This is a genomic window from Stenotrophomonas sp. PUT21, assembly GCF_052232875.1.
GTDB classification, from domain to species: Bacteria; Pseudomonadota; Gammaproteobacteria; order Xanthomonadales; family Xanthomonadaceae; genus Stenotrophomonas; species Stenotrophomonas maltophilia_N.
In genome coordinates this window covers 180156-199829 of the sequence record NZ_CP197645.1, presented here as the reverse complement: position 1 = coordinate 199829, position 19674 = coordinate 180156, and the positions used below count along the sequence as shown (strand labels likewise).

Annotated in this window: 17 protein-coding genes; 2 read left to right on the top strand and 15 right to left on the bottom strand. The window is 63.4% G+C overall.

Annotation, left to right across the window (positions count from 1 at the left end; all coding sequences use genetic code 11):
- Positions 1 to 45: 45 nt before the first annotated feature.
- From ACTT2I_RS00910 to ACTT2I_RS00850, 13 genes are all read right to left on the bottom strand, one after another.
- Complete coding sequence (locus ACTT2I_RS00910) at positions 46 to 1050, bottom strand: glycosyltransferase family 2 protein (protein ID WP_421100240.1); 1005 nt, start codon at positions 1048 to 1050, stop codon at positions 46 to 48.
- Positions 1043 to 2512 (bottom strand): hypothetical protein, encoded by a 1470-nt coding sequence (locus ACTT2I_RS00905; protein ID WP_421100241.1) that lies wholly within the window; start codon positions 2510 to 2512, stop codon positions 1043 to 1045. Before ACTT2I_RS00905 ends, ACTT2I_RS00910 begins: the two co-directional genes overlap by 8 nt.
- Positions 2512 to 3582 carry a hypothetical protein gene (locus ACTT2I_RS00900; RefSeq protein ID WP_421100242.1) on the bottom strand — a complete coding sequence of 357 codons (1071 nt, stop codon included), beginning with the start codon at positions 3580 to 3582 and terminating at the stop codon, positions 2512 to 2514. The genes ACTT2I_RS00905 and ACTT2I_RS00900 overlap by 1 nt, the downstream gene beginning before the upstream one ends.
- Positions 3579 to 6329: a glycosyltransferase gene (locus ACTT2I_RS00895; RefSeq protein ID WP_421100243.1), complete on the bottom strand. Its 2751-nt coding sequence runs from the start codon at positions 6327 to 6329 to the stop codon at positions 3579 to 3581. The genes ACTT2I_RS00900 and ACTT2I_RS00895 overlap by 4 nt, the downstream gene beginning before the upstream one ends.
- A 26-nt stretch (positions 6330 to 6355) precedes the next feature.
- Positions 6356 to 7393, bottom strand: coding sequence for a class I SAM-dependent methyltransferase (locus ACTT2I_RS00890; RefSeq protein ID WP_421100244.1), 1038 nt, complete (start codon positions 7391 to 7393; stop codon positions 6356 to 6358).
- A gap of 11 nt (positions 7394 to 7404) precedes the next feature.
- Entirely contained in the window at positions 7405 to 7986 is a 582-nt protein-coding gene (locus ACTT2I_RS00885; RefSeq protein ID WP_421100245.1) for a CatB-related O-acetyltransferase, read from the bottom strand.
- Positions 7983 to 9341 (bottom strand): ABC transporter ATP-binding protein, encoded by a 1359-nt coding sequence (locus tag ACTT2I_RS00880; protein WP_421100246.1) that lies wholly within the window; start codon positions 9339 to 9341, stop codon positions 7983 to 7985. The genes ACTT2I_RS00885 and ACTT2I_RS00880 overlap by 4 nt, the downstream gene beginning before the upstream one ends.
- Positions 9331 to 10161, bottom strand: coding sequence for an ABC transporter permease (locus tag ACTT2I_RS00875; RefSeq protein WP_421100247.1), 831 nt, complete (start codon positions 10159 to 10161; stop codon positions 9331 to 9333). The genes ACTT2I_RS00880 and ACTT2I_RS00875 overlap by 11 nt, the downstream gene beginning before the upstream one ends.
- Positions 10161 to 11351, bottom strand: a complete 1191-nt coding sequence (locus tag ACTT2I_RS00870; protein ID WP_421100248.1) for a cystathionine gamma-synthase — start codon at positions 11349 to 11351, stop codon at positions 10161 to 10163. The genes ACTT2I_RS00875 and ACTT2I_RS00870 overlap by 1 nt, the downstream gene beginning before the upstream one ends.
- 119 nt (positions 11352 to 11470) lie before the next feature.
- Positions 11471 to 12841 (bottom strand): pyridoxal-phosphate dependent enzyme, encoded by a 1371-nt coding sequence (locus ACTT2I_RS00865; RefSeq protein WP_421100249.1) that lies wholly within the window; start codon positions 12839 to 12841, stop codon positions 11471 to 11473.
- Positions 12842 to 13031: 190 nt separating this feature from the next.
- The gene (locus tag ACTT2I_RS00860; RefSeq protein ID WP_019182593.1) at positions 13032 to 13250 is read right to left on the bottom strand and encodes a YdcH family protein; all 219 of its coding nucleotides are present in this window, start codon (positions 13248 to 13250) and stop codon (positions 13032 to 13034) included.
- A gap of 364 nt (positions 13251 to 13614) precedes the next feature.
- The gene (locus ACTT2I_RS00855) at positions 13615 to 14496 is read right to left on the bottom strand and encodes an OmpA family protein (RefSeq protein WP_088432084.1); all 882 of its coding nucleotides are present in this window, start codon (positions 14494 to 14496) and stop codon (positions 13615 to 13617) included.
- 14 nt (positions 14497 to 14510) lie between these two features.
- Positions 14511 to 14894 carry a DUF4398 domain-containing protein gene (locus tag ACTT2I_RS00850; protein WP_172407449.1) on the bottom strand — a complete coding sequence of 128 codons (384 nt, stop codon included), beginning with the start codon at positions 14892 to 14894 and terminating at the stop codon, positions 14511 to 14513.
- 98 nt (positions 14895 to 14992) lie between these two features.
- Between ACTT2I_RS00850 and ACTT2I_RS00845 the strand changes: the two genes are divergently transcribed.
- On the top strand, positions 14993 to 16120 hold the full coding sequence (locus tag ACTT2I_RS00845; RefSeq protein ID WP_088432044.1) for a PilT/PilU family type 4a pilus ATPase: 1128 nt from the start codon (positions 14993 to 14995) through the stop codon (positions 16118 to 16120).
- A 44-nt stretch (positions 16121 to 16164) separates the two neighbouring features.
- On the opposite strand, the gene maiA is transcribed toward ACTT2I_RS00845, so the two are convergent.
- Together maiA and ACTT2I_RS00835 are read right to left on the bottom strand one after the other, a co-directional pair.
- Entirely contained in the window at positions 16165 to 16818 is a 654-nt protein-coding gene (gene maiA / locus ACTT2I_RS00840; RefSeq protein ID WP_088432043.1) for a maleylacetoacetate isomerase, read from the bottom strand.
- Between the two features lie 20 nt (positions 16819 to 16838).
- Positions 16839 to 17828: a fumarylacetoacetate hydrolase family protein gene (locus tag ACTT2I_RS00835; RefSeq protein ID WP_088432042.1), complete on the bottom strand. Its 990-nt coding sequence runs from the start codon at positions 17826 to 17828 to the stop codon at positions 16839 to 16841.
- Positions 17829 to 18261: 433 nt separating this feature from the next.
- Between ACTT2I_RS00835 and ACTT2I_RS00830 the strand changes: the two genes are divergently transcribed.
- Entirely contained in the window at positions 18262 to 19650 is a 1389-nt protein-coding gene (locus ACTT2I_RS00830) for a DEAD/DEAH box helicase (RefSeq protein WP_088432041.1), read from the top strand.
- The last annotated feature ends 24 nt before the right edge of the window (positions 19651 to 19674 follow it).

Sequence of the window (19674 nt, the reverse complement as noted above, 5' to 3'; positions counted from 1 at the left end):
ACCAACATGCGGGCCGGCGTCGCTGGCCCGCGGGTCGTCCTCGATTCAGGCACGTTTGCCAGGCCGGAACGGGGCAAACAGGGGGTGCAGCACCTGGCGCGGCACGCTGGCGATGTCATACCCGATGAATGCCAGCAGGAACTGTAGTCCGCTGACCACCGCAATCGACGGCAGGACCACCGTGCCGACAGCCGACGCCTGCTGAGCCTCCAGCGCCTGCCACCAGTGCCAGCCGCCATAGAGCACGCCGCTGACCAGTAGAAGCAGCCCGGCAAGCAACTCGAACGATGCGATAGAGAGGTCACGCAGGAAATAGCGGTACCCGATGCGTTTCAAGAGATTCCTCGCATGCTTGTACGAGAATTCAGTCAGAACCTGACCAATCTTCAGATTGCTCTCTTCGTCACCATAGGTAGCGTCCATCGGCACGTCACACACAACCGCCCGCATGATGTTCAGGCGGAACAGGATGTCGGTCTCGAAGAAGTAGCGCCGGCTGATGGAGGCAAACGGAAGTCGGGCAGCGACATTGGCATGGATGGCCGTGTAGCCATTTGTGGGATCAAACACATCCCAGTAGCCTGTCGACGCCTTGGTCATGAACGACAGGCCAAGATTTCCGATACGCCGCACCAGCGGCATGCGGCGGATGTTGGACAGGTCCCAGAATCGGTTGCCCTTGGTGTAGTCCGCCTGGCCCTTCAAAATCGGCCCGATGAACAGCGGCACCAGCGTTGGATCCATCTGCCCATCGCCGTCCACCTTGACCAGAATCGACATGCCATCGGCTATCGCACGCTGGTAGCCCGTCATGACCGCTCCGCCTACACCCTGGTTCTGCTCATGGCGCAGTACGACCACGCGCGTGTCCCGCGCCTGCTGTTCGATGAAGTCACCGCTTGAGTCCGGGCACCGGTCGTCGACGCAGTAGATCGCATCGACTTCCGGCCCAATCGCGTCGATGACCCCGAGAATATGGCGGCGGACTTTGTAGCAGGGAATCACCACTGCCACCTGTTGGCGCGGCTTATCCGCCTTGACGTCAGACATGGGTAGCCTCATTAGAATTCATTGGGCGGTCATGCCAGAACCCACGACCATGCACCATCCGGCCAATCACGAATACCGCCAGCAGCGTGCTGAGCGGCGCCAAAAAATAGTAGTAGCGGAAGTCGTTGGCCATTGACGTTGCGATCGGCAATACCATCTGCATCAGGATGAACAACGACAGGATCCAGAGCGGGCGCCGCGGTGCACTGAATACCAACAACGACAGCAGCAGCACGAAAGCTGGCAGCAGGTTCCACACGAACAGGTTCTGCGTGGTGCCGCGGGTATCCACAAACCGTGAAACGAACTTTCGCTGGAAATCGACCAGCATGCTGGGCCGTTCACCGCGTTCGAAGCGCTCGAGCACGTCGCATTTCTCGGGATCCATGCCGAACACCTTCGGGCAGTTTTCCATGATGGCCAAGTCATAGAACTTCATGCCGCCGAAGGCGGTACTGGGTTGCAGCGTTGCAAGCATCATCTGCAGGCGGTCGGAGCCACACTGCGAGACATTGAGCAGACACAAACGTGCGGTACGACGCAGGATGAGACGATAAGCCTCATCGAGCTCCTGGGCATCGGTGAGTACCACGTCATTCATGAGATAGTCCGGACGGTACTTCTCAGCGTAATCCGGACCAAAGACGCGGGCGGCCAACGCCTGGTCCTGTCCTGGATCATTACTGGTATATCCACTCCGGTTGGACACCATGCCCAGGAAAGGGCCGGACACGGCTGAGATCTTCAGCTTGTTCAGATGCGCGACGTCATTCTTCACCAAGGGGGAAGCCGTGATCACTGACATGAACAACCAACCGACTACCGCGGCCACAAAGGCAGCTCGGTAAGGCCGTGCCGCCCACAGTCGACGGGCTCCGATGGCTAGCGGGAGCAACAGGAAGTTGATCGCCATTCCATGACGGGTGGCAACGATCAAGAACAGCGACAGGCCGAGAAGAACGGCGTCGCCACGCCCGGCAAGAACGCCAGTCTGGCGCGCCTGCAAAACCAGCGTCGCCAGGAAAAGAAGACAGTATGCGCAGAGCACGTCCTTCCAGATCATGCCCAGATAGAGATACGTGCTGGGCATAGCCGCCCAAAGCGCTACGCCAAGCAGAATCCACACCGGTCGGTTGACCATCCGCGCAAACAGCGTCGCACTACGCAAGTAAAGTGTCCCGCAGAACACGATCTGCAGCGTGGTGTAGATGCTGAAAGACTCGAATGGCACCGCCAGCCAACGGATCAGCAGTGCATTGAGAACCGGATGGTACGAGGTGTACTCACCGCGGAGCGCCTCCTGGGTGATGAACACCGTGTCGTGCGTTGCAAACCCCGGCCAGGAGAACAGCCGCGCCACAAGCATTACGACCACACCAAGTGCGAGCAACGCACCCGCGATACGCGGATTCTCGATGGGCAACAACCACCCCAGCCCGCGCCTCAATAGACCTTGTTTCATCACTCCCCCAAAACCTGCATGCAACTTTGCCAGCGACGGGTCACCGCCTCGTCGAACATATGCGGCCCCACGCGCGAAATAGCGCGTGCGGCAACCTCATCTACCGCAAGGCGCCGATCAATCAGTGCGACGATCTTCTCTGCCCAAGCGTCGTGCGTATTGTCGACCAGGATGCGATCTTCCTGTGCATCGTCAGCATAGGCCGGCACGTTTGATGCAAACGTCGCCAAGCCCATTGCGGCATAGTCCAGCACCTTGATCGAACTCTTGCAACGGTTGAAACCTGTGTCGAGCAATGGCGCCACGCCCGCATGGAAGCCACGGAGGCGCGAGAACCAGTGCACGAATGCAGGATAGGATGCCCCCACATGCGGCGGCGGGCTCAAACCTGCCATCCACGGACGGCTGTCGGTTGCAGCCGCAGTGACGCCAACGAGCGTCAACGAAAACGTATCGGGCCGCTCGTCCCACGCCTGGCGAAGCGCCGCGTCGAGTAGAAGGAAGTCGTCGTCATGGGTGCGCGTTCCCATATAGAGCAGCCTCAACACGCCCTTATCGGGAAGTGGCATCGGCGTCTGCGGTGCTGCCAGCCAAAGGTCGGCATCCAGCGCGTTGGGCATCCATTGTGCCGTGCCACCGGCATCCTTGACGACATCGGCCAACCTGCGCGTCGAACACCAGGTGACGTCGGCCATTGCAATCGACACACGGACCGCGTCGATGACCACAGCATACGCCTCCCGCTCGGGATGCTCGTCCATGGCCAACAGATTGTCGTCCAAGTCGTAGACAAGCGACGCCCCCTGCCGCCCCGCTTCGGCGATCAGCGCCAATTCCGCCTCGGCAACGACCGCCCCGCGATTCCACAGCACGAGGTGGGGTGCAAAAGCCGCCAGCTCTTCGGGCATCAGATACCGCACATCTGCAGCAAAGCGTTCAGTGAACGAGTGCAAGCGAATGCTGGCACACGGCGACATCACCGCACCGTAGCGCTCGGGTATTACGGCAACGCGCAGGCCGTACTGTGAACGCAGTGCGAGGCGTGCACCCATGCCAAATCGCTGGTTCATGCGCTTTCCTTTGCGTACAGACCTTCCATCCATGCAACAAGCGCATCTACGGCGTCCGTCGCAGGTGCGTCATGCGCCAGCATCAGTGCATTCGGCACGCCTTCGAGCCGCTCGGTAAACGCACCGAGGCGGTTGGCGGCGATCGGCCTACCGTCACGAAGAGCGTGCGACAAGGTGTAGGAATAGGTTTCAGGTGCCTGAGACAGGAAGAGGAAGGCGTCGGGGTCGTAGGCTTGGATCAGGTCATCCAACGCATGCTCCTCATACGGACCGCTCCAGCTGAAGCCTGGGTTCTTCGGCACTTCCGTCTGCGGGTATCCGATCAAATGGAACTCCAGCGGCGCCCCTGCCCGTCGGGCTTCATCGGCGATGGCCAACAGATGGTTCAAGCCCTTGTGCGCGGCCATCACCCCCAGCAAAAGCACGCGATACGGCCGCAGACCCCGCCCCAACCGCCCCGGATGCGCATCGATGTTCGACTCGTGGTAAACGGCCTGGACAGGAATGCCGCTGTAACGCTGCATCCGCTGCGCCGCATCCCGGCTCGGTGCCAGCACGGCCTGCGCGCCCAGAAGGGGCCACTGGTTGTTGGCGCGCCAGTTGCGGATATCTGCCGCTCCATTGGAGGGTCGCTCGGCAATGCAGGCGTCACAGCCATTCTCGGCCGGCTCGCCGCAATAATTCCCCGAGGCATCGGTAAGCGTGATCTGCGGGCAGATCGCATAGTTGTCGTGCACGTGGAAACTATAAGGTAGACCCGACGAGGCTACTGCGCGCCGGACCGAGGGGCCAAATCCAACAAGGTGATGGATCTGCAGCACACTTGCCCCAATCACTTCCAGCAGCGCCGCCAGCTCTTCTGGCGTCCGATAACGGAACAGGAACTCGAAACCGTCGAAGTCGGAGGCATGGCTCACGTTGACCAGGCCCGCGCCGTTGTTGTCTTCCATCGGGCGTACGATCACGACTTCGCCGGCACCAGCCAGCGAAGCCCGCATCGCCTGGACGGCGCGCTCTGTCCCCCCGCCCCAGGTGTGGCTCAGCAACACCGAAACCGGGCGTCGCCGTGCCTTCCACACCTGCAGGGTCAGTCGCACGCGCGCCGAGAAGCCTGGATCCATCGAGCAGAAACGAGCGACCTGTGAACCATAGTCCGGATAGCGCTCGTCAATGATCCTCTGGGCAATGATCTTGCCGGGCTTGCTGTCGTCGGCAAAGCTGACCTCGCCCACGTGCTCGACGAACACGTCCATGGCCAATCGGTGGCGGAAGCCCAGGCGCCCGGAGCGCATGCAGAAGTCGTTCTCCTCGCCATAGCCCTTGCCAAAGGCCTCTGCGTCGAACAGACCGGCCTTCTCCAGAGCCGTGCGGGAAATCAGCATGCAGAAGCCGACGCCGGTCGGAACGTCCACGGCCACTCCTGCATTGGTGCTCCGCGTCAGGTGGTCCAGCGCCGCCGCGTCCATCCCCTCGGGAAGCGCGTTGGCACCCAGCTGTGGATAGCTGCAGATGGTGGCGTTGTTGGACAGCGCCGTCACCGAGCCGACATCGGCGTCCAGATGGGCGACCATGCGATCGACCCAGTCCGCGGCAACAATGGTGTCGCTGTTGAGCAGCAGCGCGCCGATGCTGTCCGGCTGCTGCAGCGCATGTGCCATTCCAGCATTGACGGTCAGCACGAAACCCAGGTTCTGCGGATTCTCGGCCAGGCGCACCGACGGCTCACGGCTGGCAAGCTCTCGCAGGTAGGCGGTGACTTCCGGCTCGGGGGAGCAATCGTTGTAGATGTGAAGCCGGGTACGCGTACGGTTGTGCGAGCGCAGCACCGAATCGATGCAGTTCCTTGTTTCTTCCAGGCCGCGATAGACCGGCAGCACGATGTCGACGACACCTGCGCTCAGCCCCCTATCCGCAACCGGTGCAGGAGATACAAGGTCCGCCAGCGACAGAGGGCGTTTGCCAAGTTCGCGGCCGTCGTGACGCCCGACTGCCAGATAATGAGCCAGCGCGTTCATCCCTGATTGGGCGACGTCCGGATTCTGGTCGAGGTACTGTCGCGCGTTGAATTCAGGCCCCGGACTGCGCCCTTCCGCCGCGCCATGCTGGAAGAAATGGGCAAACGGATCATTGCCGCCCACGTCCGGGTAGGTCTCCACATACCACAGCGGCACGAAGTAGGGATTTGGCAATCGCCCTTCGGGAATGCCGTCGTAGAGGAAGTGCAACAGCGGATTGGCGCCGCTATCGCGCACGTCCGGGTAGCGGTTCAGGTACCAATCCTGGTCGAACAAGGGATGCGGCGCCCCCGCCCGTCGGTAGTCGGTCAGGTACTTGCCCAGCACCGACTGCAGCACGCCTGCCGAAGCCCCCGTCGCCCGACAATGGCGCGGATCAAACCAAGGGCTCGGAGCCAGACCCAGCCTCTCACCGATGAGGAGATACTGCATCAGTGCATCGAGCGGACTCGCCTTGAGACCAAAACGCGCGCAGTACCATGCCGGATCGAACAAGGGGCTGGGAGATTTTCCTTCAGCGTTGCCGTAGGACAGGAAATGACGTGGCCCGTCCGCGACGGCATCAGGCGCACGCAGGATGAAGCGCGCATACCAGTGCCAGTCGCAAACGCCCGCCCGGCGGGCGACCAGCAACTTGAGGCGGTCTGGAAGCAGCGAAAACCAGTTGATGGATAGCAGTTTGATCGCCACCCGCTTCAGGCCACGCTTGAGGAAAGTCTTGTCGATGGACATGTGGGTGCCTTGCGGATCCTCGTTGCTCAACGGCCAAGGACACGGCGCCACCAAGGGCGCATGAGGTGATTCAATTTTCGGTCCTGCTCATCCAATCGTGGGACCACCGACGCCACGACGTTGGCAACGGACGCTTCGCGCGACTGATCCAGCGCCAGTCGTGTGTCGTTCATCTCTTCGATGACGCGACGCTCCAACGTCGACAGCCCCTGGGCGAGGCTGGGAAGCTGCGATTCGACAACGGCGTAATGCTCTTCAGTAACGTCGCTGCTCCGGTCGAGCAGCGCGCGCAGGCGAGCCTCCTCTGCGGTAAGCCGTCCGATCTCCCCGTGGGCGGCGATCAGGCCCTGATTCACCCGCTCGATCTCCTCCACGTTCTTGATGTTGCGCCCCAGCGCATCGAAGAGCTGGTTGATGGTCGCGAACTGTCCATTGCGCGAGGCCTCGGCAAGCCGCAGCAGGTCATCCGGCTGCTCCTCCCCGACCAGCAGCACGCCCAACCCATGGGTATGGGTGAACTCAAATGACGGAAACTGGGAGGACACTTCACTCCAGTACTGCCACACCCCGAATCCACGCTCACGAACGCAGCTGTCATGGAAAAGCACCACCGCACGTGGAGAGAGCTTGCAGCGCCAGGTTTCGAAGTCCTCGCGGACAGCTTCATACGTATGAAGCCCGTCAACGTGAAGCACGTCGATCGATCCGTCGGCAAAGTACTCCAGCGCTTGGTCGAAGCGCATCCGCATCATCTCGGAAATGCCCGCGTAGTGCCGCTGCTGGTAATCGCGAAGCTCCGCATGAATCTCATTGCCGTAGAAACCGGCATGCTCGTCACCCTGCCAGGTATCCACCGCGAACACGCGCGCGCTCACCTGCTGGGCTTCCACCGCTTGGCAGAACGCCAGGAACGACGCGCCGTTGTGCGTCCCCAACTCGACGATGCTTTTCGGGCGCACCACATCTACCAGCCAGCTGGCGAAGGGGATGTGCCCCAGCCACGCACTGTGCGGAAGCTTGCGAGGCATCATCAGCATGCTGGGCGACAACGGGAAATCAATCATTTCAGTCTCTATCACGGTATCGACGCCGCAGCGTCCGGATCGGCCAGCGCGGCCGCAATGAATGCATCGATGCTGGGGCTGCACAGCAGCGATTCGAATTGCCTGATTTTCTCGATCGACCAGTTCCACCAGGCGATACCCAACAGCTGTTCGATCTGTGACTCGCTGAACCGCATGCGCACGACGCGTCCAGGATTGCCGGCAACCAGGGCATAGGGAGGGACATCCTTGCTGACCACGGCGCCAGCACCTATACAGGCGCCATCGCCCACGGTGACCCCGGAGAGAACCAGGGCGCCATGGCCGATCCACACGTCGTTGCCAATACGGGTGGTGCCCTTGCTATGGGGGTGCCCATCCTGCCCCGCACCCGGAGAGCCGAATGCGATGCGCAGTGGATGGGTGGTGACCCAGTCCGTGCGGTGCTCGCCGCCACCGAAGATCAACACATCTTCGGCGAACGAGCAGAATGCCCCCACCTCGATACGCTCCCCGTCGCTCCACAGCTTGAACTTGGCGCCGCCATAGGTAAAACGACCGATGCTGACACGGGGGTCGTCGGTCGTCAGCGGGGGAATGAAACCGTGATTCATTCTGTTGTCCCTACCCGCTTCATGGTGACCTCATCGAAGGGAATGCCTACCAGGCCGTAGCGCAGCTTGGGCGACGCAACCTTGATCAATACCGCGTCGTGCAACCAGGCATGCTGGGTGTTGGCGAACGGATCACCGTCGGCAATTGACACGGTCATCGAATAGTCGCCGTTTGGCAGCATCGGCAAAGTGAAGCGGAAGCTGGCCTCGAGAGTGGTGCCGGCCTCTACCTGCATGGGCGGCTGGATATACGTGAAGGTGTGCTCCCCAAACAGCGACTGACCCAGCCGATCCTTCACGAAGAAGCCGATCAGCGGGCTCGACAAGGCTTGATGCGCAGTAGCACGGACCCTGAGCAGAACTTCCTCGCCGCCAGCAAAGGATGAAAGGGGCTGCCCTTCCAGACTGCCTAGAACCACCGAATCGATGCTGGCGACGCCGGATTGCCAACCTGCCGCGTTGGCAACATTGTCGAACATCTCCAATCGGGTGTCCTTCTCAATCTTCGCCTTCGGTTTCAGCGCCGTCGGCACCGCTTCACGGGCAACCTGGCGCGAGGTGATCTTGACCGAATCTCCATAGACCTCCTGCGAGCAGTACTCGATGTAGGCATTACAGGTCTCTTCTGCCGACCCATGCATGAGCATGTCGCCGCGATTGAGCCATACCGCGCTCTGACAGAAGTTCAGCACCGACGAGGTGTCATGGCTTACGAATAGAAGCGTGCCGTTCTCACGGAACTTGCGCAGGAACCGCATGCATTTCTGGACAAAGATGGCATCACCAACGGCCAAGGCCTCGTCAATGACGAGGATGTCGGCGTCAACATGCGCGATGACCGCGAACGCCAAGCGGACATACATGCCACTGGAGTATGTTTTGACCGGGCGCTCGACGAAATCACCGATATCGGCGAAATCGACGATGTCATCGAAACGTGCATCGATCTCCTCTCGAGTCAAGCCAAGGATCGACGCACTGAGATACACATTCTCCCGACCGGTGAATTCGGGATTGAAGCCGGCGCCAAGCTCCAGCAACGCTGCAACGCGGCCGTTCACTTCCACCGTGCCGGAGGTGGCCTGCAGCGTGCCACAGATAATCTGAAGCAGGGTGGATTTCCCCGAACCATTGCGGCCGATGATACCCACCGTATCGCCGCGACGGACCTCGAAGTCCACCCCCTTGAGTGCCCAGAACTCCTGAAAATAGGAGCGTTGGGAAAGTCCAAACGCACGGCGGAGCCGAGGCATTATTGCCTGACGGAGGCGCTGATGCGGCTGGTCGTAGATCTGGAAGCACTTGGTCACGCCGGTCACCCGGATTGCGACATCGGTCGGAGCATCAGAGGACATCAGCAAACCCCCTACGCATTTTCTGGAATGCAGCAAATCCGAACCAGGCCACAAGCATCGCGCCCAGCGCGTATTTACCCAGTCCCACCAGATTCGGCGCATTCCCCCACAACAAGACCTCACGCGACTGTTCGATGATGAAGGTCAATGGGTTCAAGTAAATGTATGGCCGCAAGCCCTCGGGAAGTGCCTGCACCGGATACAGGACGGGTGCCATGAACAGCATGACGGTGGTCAGAATGCCTGTGACCTGCCCGATATCCCGCAGATAAACCCCAAAGGCAGCAAGCAGCCATGAAATTCCCATCGTACCTACGATCAGGGGCAGCACGACCACCGGCAGCCACAGAGCAGTTAAGGGAACGGAACCACGAAGAACAATCTGCGCGATCAGCAGCACAAGCACGGAGACCAGCGAATGGAAAAGGGTTGCCCCCATCGCCACCCAAGGCAAGGTCTCCAACGGAAATATCACGCGCTTCACGTAGCTGGCATTGTTGAGTATCAGGCCCGGTGCACGATTCACGCACTCGGCGAATACACCATGCACGATGATTCCAACAAAGAGAATCACCGCAAAGTCGCCGTGACCATTTGTATCCAGACCCCAGCGGGCCTTGAAGACCACTGAGAAAACAAATGTGTAGACGGCCAGCATTAGCAAGGGATTGAAGAAGGACCACGCCAGCCCAAATACGGAGCCACGATATCGGCTCACTACGTCACGCCGGGTCAACTGCCAGACGAGCATTCGATTGGACAGGAAGCTCCTCACAAGCGCCATCGGAGAGCTGCCAAATTCAGTATGAATGGCACTCATCAGACGGATTCCGCCAGTGCCCGCTCCAGATCCAACTGCAGATCCCCCAACTCCTCAACCCCCACGCTCAGCCGCACCAGCGCATCACTGATGCCCAGCTTCTCGCGGCGTTCCACCGGAATCGAGGCATGCGTCATCACTGCGGGATGATTCACCAGGCTTTCCACGCCGCCCAGCGACTCGGCCAGGGTGAACAGTTCGGTCTTCTCGCAGAAGCGCTTGGCTGCATCGAACCCGCCCTTGAGGACGATCGAAACGATGCCGCCGTAGCCGTTCATCTGGCGGGTCGCCAGTTCGTGCTGCGGGTGCGAGGTCAGGCCGGGGTAGATGACCTTTTCCACGGCCGGGTGCTTTTCCAGCCACTGGGCCAAGGCCAGCGCGTTGGCGCAGTGCGCCTTCATGCGCAGCGGCAGGGTCTTCAGGCCACGCAGGGCCAGGAAGCTGTCGAACGGGCCCTGCACGGCGCCGATGGAGTTCTGCAGGAAGGCCATCTGCTCGGCCAGTTCGGCGTTGTCGCCGACCACCACCATGCCGCCGACCATGTCCGAGTGCCCGTTGAGGTACTTGGTGGCCGAGTGCAGAACCAGGTCCGCGCCCTGCTCCAGCGGGCGCTGCAGCATCGGCGAGGCGAAGGTGTTGTCGACCACCACCAGCAGGTTGTGGCGCTTGGCGATCTCGGCGACCGCGGCGATATCCACGATCTTCAGCATCGGGTTGGTCGGGGTTTCGATCCAGACCATCTTGGTCTGCGGGGTGATCGAGGCCTCGAACGCGGCCAGGTCGGTCAGGTCGACGAAGCTGAACTGCAGGCCGGCAGTGCGCTTACGCACACGCTCGAACAGGCGGAAGGTGCCGCCATAGATGTCATCCATCGCCACCACGTGGCTGCCGGCATCCAGCAGTTCCATCACCGTGGAGCTGGCGGCCATGCCCGAGGCGAAGGCGTAACCGCGGCTGCCGCCTTCCAGGGAGGCCACGCACCGCTCATAGGCGAAACGGGTGGGGTTGTGGGTACGCGAGTACTCGAAGCCCTGGTGCTCGCCGGGGCTGGACTGGGCGTAGGTGGAGGTCGCATAGATCGGCGGCATCACCGCGCCAGTGCTCGGATCCGGCGACTGGCCGCCATGGATGGCCAGCGTGGCCAGGGCGAGCGAGCGGTCGCCGTGCCCGGAAGAAGCGTGATCGGACATGTTGTTTCCCAGCAAGAGGAGCCCCCATGGGGGGCCCCGCAAAAGGAGCGGAAGTCTATCAGCGGTGGCTTAATCGGCCGTTGACGCGGATAAACATGGGTTCATTGCGACACTACGGCTTACTGTACCCGGCGGCGCAGGTAGTTCAGCAGGTCGATGCGGGTGATCAGGCCGAGGAAGTTGGCGCCATCCATGACAATGGCGACCTGGCCACGGTCGAACACCGGCAGCAGGGCCTCGATCGGGGATTTCACGTCCAGGCGGTCCAGCTTGCTGACCATCGCGGTGGCGACCGGGTCGCGGAAGCGGGCTTCGTCACCGTAGACGTGCAGCAGGACGTCGCTTTCATCCACGATGCCCACCAGCTGGTCGCCATCCATTACCGGCAGCTGCGAGACGTCGTACAGCTTCATGCGCTGGTAGGCGGTGGTCAGCAGGTCGTTCGGGCCGATCACGACGGTGTCGCGCTGGCCATACGGGCGCAGGATCAGGTCGCGCAGGTCGCCCGACTGCGGGCGCTCCAGGAAGCCGTTGTCCAGCATCCAGTAGTCGTTGTACATCTTGGAGAGGTACTTGTTGCCGGTGTCGCAGACCAACACCAGCACCTTCTTCGGGGTGGTCTGCTCTTTGCAGTACTTCAGCGCCGCGGCCAGCAGGGTGCCGGTCGAGGAGCCGCCGAGGATGCCTTCCTTGCCCAGCAGCTCGCGCGCGGTATGGAAGCTCTCGGCATCGCTGATCGCGTAGGCCTTGGTGACGCGGCTGAAATCGGCGATCGACGGCAGGAAGTCCTCGCCGATGCCTTCCACCAGCCAGCTGCCCGACTTGTCGTTGAGCACGCCGTCATTGATGTACTCGGCCAGGATCGAGCCGACCGGATCGGCCAGGACCAGCTCGGTCTTCGGCGAGAGGGTGGAGAAGGCGCGCGACAGGCCGGTCATGGTGCCCGAGCTGCCGCAACCGAACACGATCGCGTCGAGGTCGCCGTCCATCTGCGCCAGGATTTCCGGGCCGGTGCCGAATTCGTGGGCAGCCGGGTTGTCCGGGTTGCCGAACTGGTTGATGAAGTACGCGCCGGGGGTTTCCTCGGCCACGCGCTTGGCCATGTCCTGGTAGTACTCCGGATGGCCCTTGGCCACGTCCGAACGGGTCAGGCGCACTTCGGCGCCCATCGCCTTGAGGTTGAAGATCTTCTCGCGGCTCATCTTGTCCGGCACGACCAGGATCAGCTTGTAGCCCTTCTGCTGGGCGACCAGCGCCAGGCCCAGGCCGGTATTGCCGGCGGTGCCCTCGACCAGGGTCGCGCCCGGCTTGAGGTCGCCACGCTTCTCGGCGGCTTCAATCATCGACAGGCCGATGCGGTCCTTGATCGATCCTCCGGGATTGGCACTCTCGAGCTTCAGGTAAAGCTCGCAGACACCGGTATCCAAGCGCTGGGCCTTGACGATCGGGGTCTGGCCAATGAGTTCGAGTACGGAGGAGTGGATTGCCATCGGTTCACATCGATTCGCGCCGCAATGCGGCCGGACCGGTGATTATCCGACGGTTGGCGGCGAAAGTCAGGTTGCCGCGTTCATCGACCCTGCCGCCGCAATCCCGCTGCAGCGGGAGACCCGGAGCGGCGCGGACGGCACCGGTCGACGAGGAGACCGGAACCGCCCGCGACGTAGGGCGGTAAAGGGGTCAGTGCACGGGGGAGGCGTACATCCGTTCCAGTTTCTGCTTGGCCAGCAGCTTTTCACGCTTCATCTGTCCCAGGGTGAGGCTGTCTATCGGGAGCACACCCAGCTCGGCATCCATGCACTTCTTGTTCAACTTCTGGTGCCGTTCGTAAAGCGCCTTGAATTCGGGATCCTGCTTGCGCCGTGCGTCGATATCGCTCTGGGGCTGACCTTCAAACATGATGAACCTCCTATCGCTTTTGCAGAAACAAGAACGCCCCGGCCTGACGGCACGGGGCGCTGCTTGGGGCGGAGTGCCGGGCAACCCTGACCTGCGAACCCGCAGCGGCGTCCAGTGCGTACTGGACCTGCGACTGCTGTGATTCGTGGCGCTGGTGCATTGCCGGCCCTCCAATCGTCCGGGGCGCGGAAGGCGACCCGGACAATTGACCCTACGCTTGCTTCGGAGCCGGTTCAACCCTTTCAAACGATATCGTCGACCGCGCCTAAGCGGGGTTCAGGCTGAACGCGCAGAACAACGAAAAATAAACAAAAACAACCAGTTGCGTCATGCCCCATGGGCATGACGCCGCACCGGCCCGGCATCACGGCGCGATGATGACTTCCGCCGAGCGGGCCTTGGTTGCCGCCGCCTTCTTGCCGCTGACCTGCAGGCGGCTGGCGCTCACGCCGGCCGCGACAAGCGCATCGCGCAGGGCCTCGGCGCGTTGCTGGCCAACCCCGGCCGCGGCGTCGTAAGCCTCGATCCGGACCCGGCCCTTCTTGCCGATGTTCAGGTACTCGGCCAGGGCCTTGGCCTGCCCCTTGGCACCGCCGGACAGGCTGCCCTTGCCGGCCGCGAAGGCATCGCCATTGAACGTGAACACTTCGCCGCGGGAATCAAACTTGGAGCCCGGCAGCTTGCTGCCCGACACCAGCTCGGCTTCTTCACGGGCCAGCTTGGCGGCGTTCTGCTGGGCCGCGCTCAGGCGGGCGGTCTGCTTGCCGGCCACGCTGGTCAGCGCGGTTTCGGCATCCTGGCGGGCCAACGCTTCCTGCTCGGCGGCCTGGCGCAGGCGTTCGCTTTCCTCGGCCTGGATCTGGGCCTGCACGCGCAGGCGCTCGGCCTCCTGGCGGGCACGCTGGGCATCGCGGCGGCTGGCTTCGATCAGCAGCTCGCTGCGGGTGCGTTCGAGCTGGTCGACCTCACGCTGGGCCAGCGCGGCCCGCACGCTGGTCTCGGCGATTTCCACCCGGCGCTCAGCCAGGTAACGGGCCTGGTCCTGGTCGCGACGCTTGGCCTTGGCCAGATCGGCCACGGCCTGCTGGGCCTGCAGGCGCTCGAAGGCAGCCAGCTGGGCGGCATCCGGGTTGGCCTGGATCGCCATCAGGCGCTGGGTCAGCTGGGCCACGGCCGGGTCATCGGCGGCCTGGACCAGCAGCGGCAGGCTGAGGCTGGCGGCCAGCAGCAGGCAGGGCATGCGCATCTTGGTGGACATCATCAGCGGTCTTCCCCGGTGGCGAGCTGGCGCTGCAGCTGAGTGACTTCATTGCGGCGCAGCTGCAGCTGGGCAGTGGCGGTGGCTTCTTCGCTGCGGGCGCGGGCCAGGTCGGCATCGACCGTGGCGCGAACGGCCAGCATCGGCGCGTTCTTGCGCTCGCGGCGGTCGCCGGCGGCACGCTGGGCCTGCTCCAGGCCTTGGCGGGCCACGGCGATCAGGTCCGGGGCGTACTGGTCGGCATCGGCCTGGGTGGCCTTGTCGACCGCCTGCCGGGCCTGCATCAGTTCCAGGGCGCCATCCTGCGCGTGTGCGGCACCAGAGAGCGCGAATGCGCACACCGTCACATACAGGGCCCGTCGTATTTGTGCGAAGCTAGGTTTCATTGGGGGTGCCGTCGCCAGAAGTTGTGTGCACGGCCATTGTCGGAAGCCTGCGGTGCGCTTGCAATGGCAAGCCGCTGATTGTTGGGGAAACATTTCGCATGGATATCGGCTATTTCCTGAAGCTGATGACCGAAAAGAACGCGTCGGACATGTTCTTGACGACCGGAGCACCGGTATACATCAAGATCGAGGGGAAACTCTATCCGCTGGGCAATACCGGGCTGCCGCCCGGGATGGTCAAGAAGATCGCCTACTCGTTGATGGATGAAGGCCAGGCCCCGCAGTTCGAGCGCGAGCTCGAGCTCAACATGGCCATTGCCCTGCCCGATGCCGGGCGCTTCCGCGTCAACGTGTTCAAGCAGCGCGGCGAGGTCGGCATGGTGATCCGTGCGATCCGCAGCAAGATCCCCAGCATCGAAGAGCTCAACCTGCCGCAGGTGCTCAAGGACGTCATCATGACCCCGCGCGGGCTGGTGCTGGTGGTCGGCTCGACCGGCTCGGGCAAGTCGACCTCGCTGGCCTCGATGATCGACCACCGCAATACCACCACGACCGGGCACATCCTTACCATCGAGGATCCGATCGAGTACCTGCACAAGCACAAGATGTCGATCGTGAACCAGCGCGAGGTCGGGCTGGACACGCACACCTTCCACGACGCGTTGAAGAACGCGATGCGTGAAGCGCCCGACGTGATCCTGATCGGCGAAATCCTGGATGCGGAAACCATGGAGGCGGCGATCGCGTTTGCCGAAACCGGGCACCTGTGCCTGGCCACCCTGCACTCCAACAACGCCGACCAGACCATCGAGCGCATCCTCAACTTCTTCCCCGAGAGCGCGCACCGCAACGTGCTGATGAATCTCTCGCTGAACCTGCGCGCGGTGGTCTCCCAGCGCCTGGTCAAAGGCAAGGACGGGCGCCGCCTGCCCGCCACCGAAGTGCTGATCAACACGCCGATGATCCGCGACCTGCTGCGCCGCGGCCAGGTGCACGAGATCAAGGCGGCGATGGAAGCTTCGCTGGAAGAAGGCATGGAGAGCTTCGACCAGTGCCTGTTCCGGATGGCCAAGAACGGCATCATCGAGCAGGAGGAAGCGCTGCGCGCGGCCGACTCGCGCGATGGGCTGGCACTGAAGTTCCGGCTCTCCGAAGGCGGCAGCGAGCACGACCCGTACGCGGATTACTCGGCGGCCTCGGCCCCGGCGATCACACACGGGTTCTGACGGTTCCGGCAGTGGGTGCCCGTGGCTCCACGCAGGGCGTGGATCTACGTGGCGTCGATCTGATGCTCGGGGCGGGCGGCATCGAAGGCCGGCAGCGCCAGGCACGCGGCTTCAATCCGCTGCAGGGTCGGGTACGGCGTCAGCGCCAGGCCGAAGCGGTGCGCGTTGTACAGCTGCGGCACCAGGCAGGCGTCGGCCAGGCCGGGCTGGTCGCCATGGCAGAACGTGCCGGTCGCTGTATGACCGGCCAGCAGCGTTTCCATCGCCGCGAACCCTTCTGCCATCCAGTGCAGCGTCCACTGCGTGCGCGCCTCGGCGCTGGCCTGCAGCGTGCGCTCCAGGTACTGCATCACCCGCAGGTTGTTGAGCGGGTGGATGTCACAGGCCACCAGCTGGGCCAGCGCGCGCACCCGCGCCCTGCCTTCGGCGTCGCCGGGCAGCAGCGACGTCGCCGGGAACACCTCGTCGAGGTACTCCAGGATCGCCATCGACTGCTGCAGTACCCGATCGCCATGGCGCAGGGTCGGGACCAGCTCCTGCGGGTTGAGCGCGGCATAGGCCGCGCTGTGCTGCTCGCCGCCCTCGCGGACCAGATGCACCGGGGTGATCCGGTGCGGCAGACCCTTGAGGTTCAGCCCGATGCGCACGCGGTAGGCCGCGCTGGACCGCCAGTAACTGAAAAGCTCGATCGGTTCCATGACGGTCTCCGCAGCGCCGCTCAGGGTTTGGCCGCCTGCTCGATGCGCTGCTCGATCGCACCGAAGATGCTCTCACCGGCCGCATCGAACATCTCGATCCGCACCACGTCGCCGAAGGACATGAACGGCGTGCTCGGCTTGCCGTCGCGCAGGGTTTCCACCGTGCGCTGTTCGGCGAAGCAGGAGGCGCCCTTGCTGGTGTCCTCGTTGGCGATGGTGCCCGAGCCGACGATTGCACCGGCGCCCAGCGGGCGGGTCTTGGCCGCATGGGCGACCAGCTGGGCGAAGTTGAACTGCATGTCCACGCCCGCCTCCGGCGCACCGAACCAGGTGCCGTTGATATGCGTGACCAGCGGCAGGTGGACCTTGCTGTCCTGCCAGGCGTCACCCAGCTCATCCGGGGTGACGAACACCGGCGACAGCGCCGAGCGCGGCTTGGACTGCAGGAAGCCGAACCCCTTGGCCAGCTCACCCGGGATCAGGTTGCGCAGCGAGACGTCGTTGACCAGGCCGATCAGCTGGATATGGCCGGCGGCCTGCTCCGGGCTCACCGCCATCGGCACGTCGTCGGTGATCACCACCAGCTCGGCTTCCAGATCGATGCCGTAGTCCTCGCTCACCACCTTGACCGCATCGCGCGGGCCGTAGAACCCGGCGCTGGTGGCCTGGTACATCAGTGGGTCGGTGTAGAAGCTCTCCGGCACTTCGGCGCCACGGGCGCGGCGCACGCGGGCCACGTGCGGCAGGTAGGCGCTGCCGTCGACGAATTCATAGGAACGCGGCAGCGGCGCGGCCAGCGCCTGCAGGTCGATGTCGAACACGCCATCGGCGTCGCCATCGTTCAGCGATTCGTACAGGGCGTTCAGGCGCGGGGCCAGGTGGCTCCAGTCTTCCAGGGCCTGCTGCAGGGTCGCGGCGATGCCGGTGGCGCGCACGCCGTGGCGCAGATCGCGCGAGACCACGATCAGGGTGCCGTCGCGGCCGCCTTCCTTCAAAGAACCAAGCTTCATGGGTGGGTATCCGGGATCGCGAAAATAGGTTTCAAGTGTAATCAAATGGTTGGCGGGGCGACCAGCTGCACCGCCGCATCGCCTTACCGTAATGCATTGCCCCAGCCACGCGTGGCCTGGCACTACCGCCCCCTCCCCCTCCTTGCAAACTGAACAGGGGGATTTGGTATGGGTCTCAAACATCCGTTAGACTATCCGGGTCTGCAGCGGCCGTCCGTTTCCCTTCGGGATCGCCGGCGATATGGATCAACGATCCGTCGCCCGCCCCCACTCCGACGCCATTCGTCATGCATTCCAGTCTTCGCACCGCGTCGACTGCACCCAATTCTCGCAGCGCGGTTTACGGGAACGCTCCGAGTCAGCCGATCACATTGATCTGCCTCGCGTCCGGCCATTCGGCCTGGCGTTACTTTGTCTTTGGAGCTTCCACCCGATGTCTTTTGAATCCTTGGGCCTTGCCCCGTTCCTGCTGCGCGCGTTGACCGAGCAGGGCTACGATACCCCCACCCCGATCCAGGAGCAGGCCATCCCGCTCGCCCTGGAAGGCCGCGACCTGCTGGCCGGCGCACAGACCGGCACCGGCAAGACCGCTGCCTTCGGCCTGCCGCTGCTGCAGCACCTGGGCACCAACCCGCAGGCCGTCAGCGGCCCGCGCAAGCCGCGCGCCCTGGTGCTCGCCCCGACCCGCGAACTGGCCACCCAGGTGCATGACAGCCTGCGCGGTTACAGCAAGTACCTGCGCATCCCGAGCGCGTGCATCTACGGCGGCGTCGGCATGGGCAACCAGTTCGACGTGCTGCGCCGTGGCGTGGACCTGCTGGTCGCCTGCCCGGGCCGCCTGATCGATCACATCGAGCGCCGCAGCGTCGACTTGTCCGGCATCGAGATCCTGGTTCTGGATGAAGCCGACCGCATGCTCGACATGGGCTTCCTGCCGTCGATCAAGAAGATCCTCGCCAAGCTGCCGCGCCAGAACCGCCAGACCCTGCTGTTCTCGGCTACCTTCGAAGAGAGCATCAAGCAGCTGGCCCTGGAGTTCATGCGCGATCCGGCGCAGATCCAGGTGACCCCGAAGAACACCGTCGCCGAGACCATTACTCACCGCGTGCATCCGGTCGATGGCGCGCGCAAGCGCGAACTGCTGCTGCACCTGCTGGCGCAGGACAGCCGTGAGCAGACCCTGGTGTTCGGCCGTACCAAGCACGGCTGCGACAAGCTGGCCATGTTCCTGGACAAGTCCGGCATCAAGACCGCGGCGATCCACGGCAACAAGAGCCAGGGCCAGCGCCTGCGTGCGCTGGGTGACTTCAAGGCCGGCCGCGTGACCGTGCTGGTGGCCACCGACATCGCTGCGCGCGGTATCGACATCAACGAGCTGCCGAAGGTCATCAACTATGACCTGCCGATGGTGGCCGAGGATTACGTGCACCGCATCGGCCGTACCGGCCGCAACGGCTCGACCGGCCAGGCGATTTCGCTGGTGGCCCAGGACGAAGCCAAGCTGCTGCGCCAGATCGTGCGCCTGCTCGACAAGGACATGGACATCCGCGACGTGCCGGGCTTCGAGCCGCAGACCCCGATCCGCTGGGGCAACAGCGCGCCGGGCAAGGCCGAAGTGCCGGGTGGCGATCGTTCGCCGCGCAAGCACGCGCGTCGTCCGCACGCCGAGGCCCCGCGCCACGCCCATGCCGGCCCGAAGAAGGCCGGTGGCGGTCAGCGTGATGGCGCCGGTCGCGGTGCACCGCGCGGTGGCCAGCCGCAGGGCCAGCGCCGTGGCGGTGGTGGCCGCAGCCAGGGCGGCGGTGGCGGTCGCGCCAGCTGATTCCTTCGGGCATCGCTGAAACGC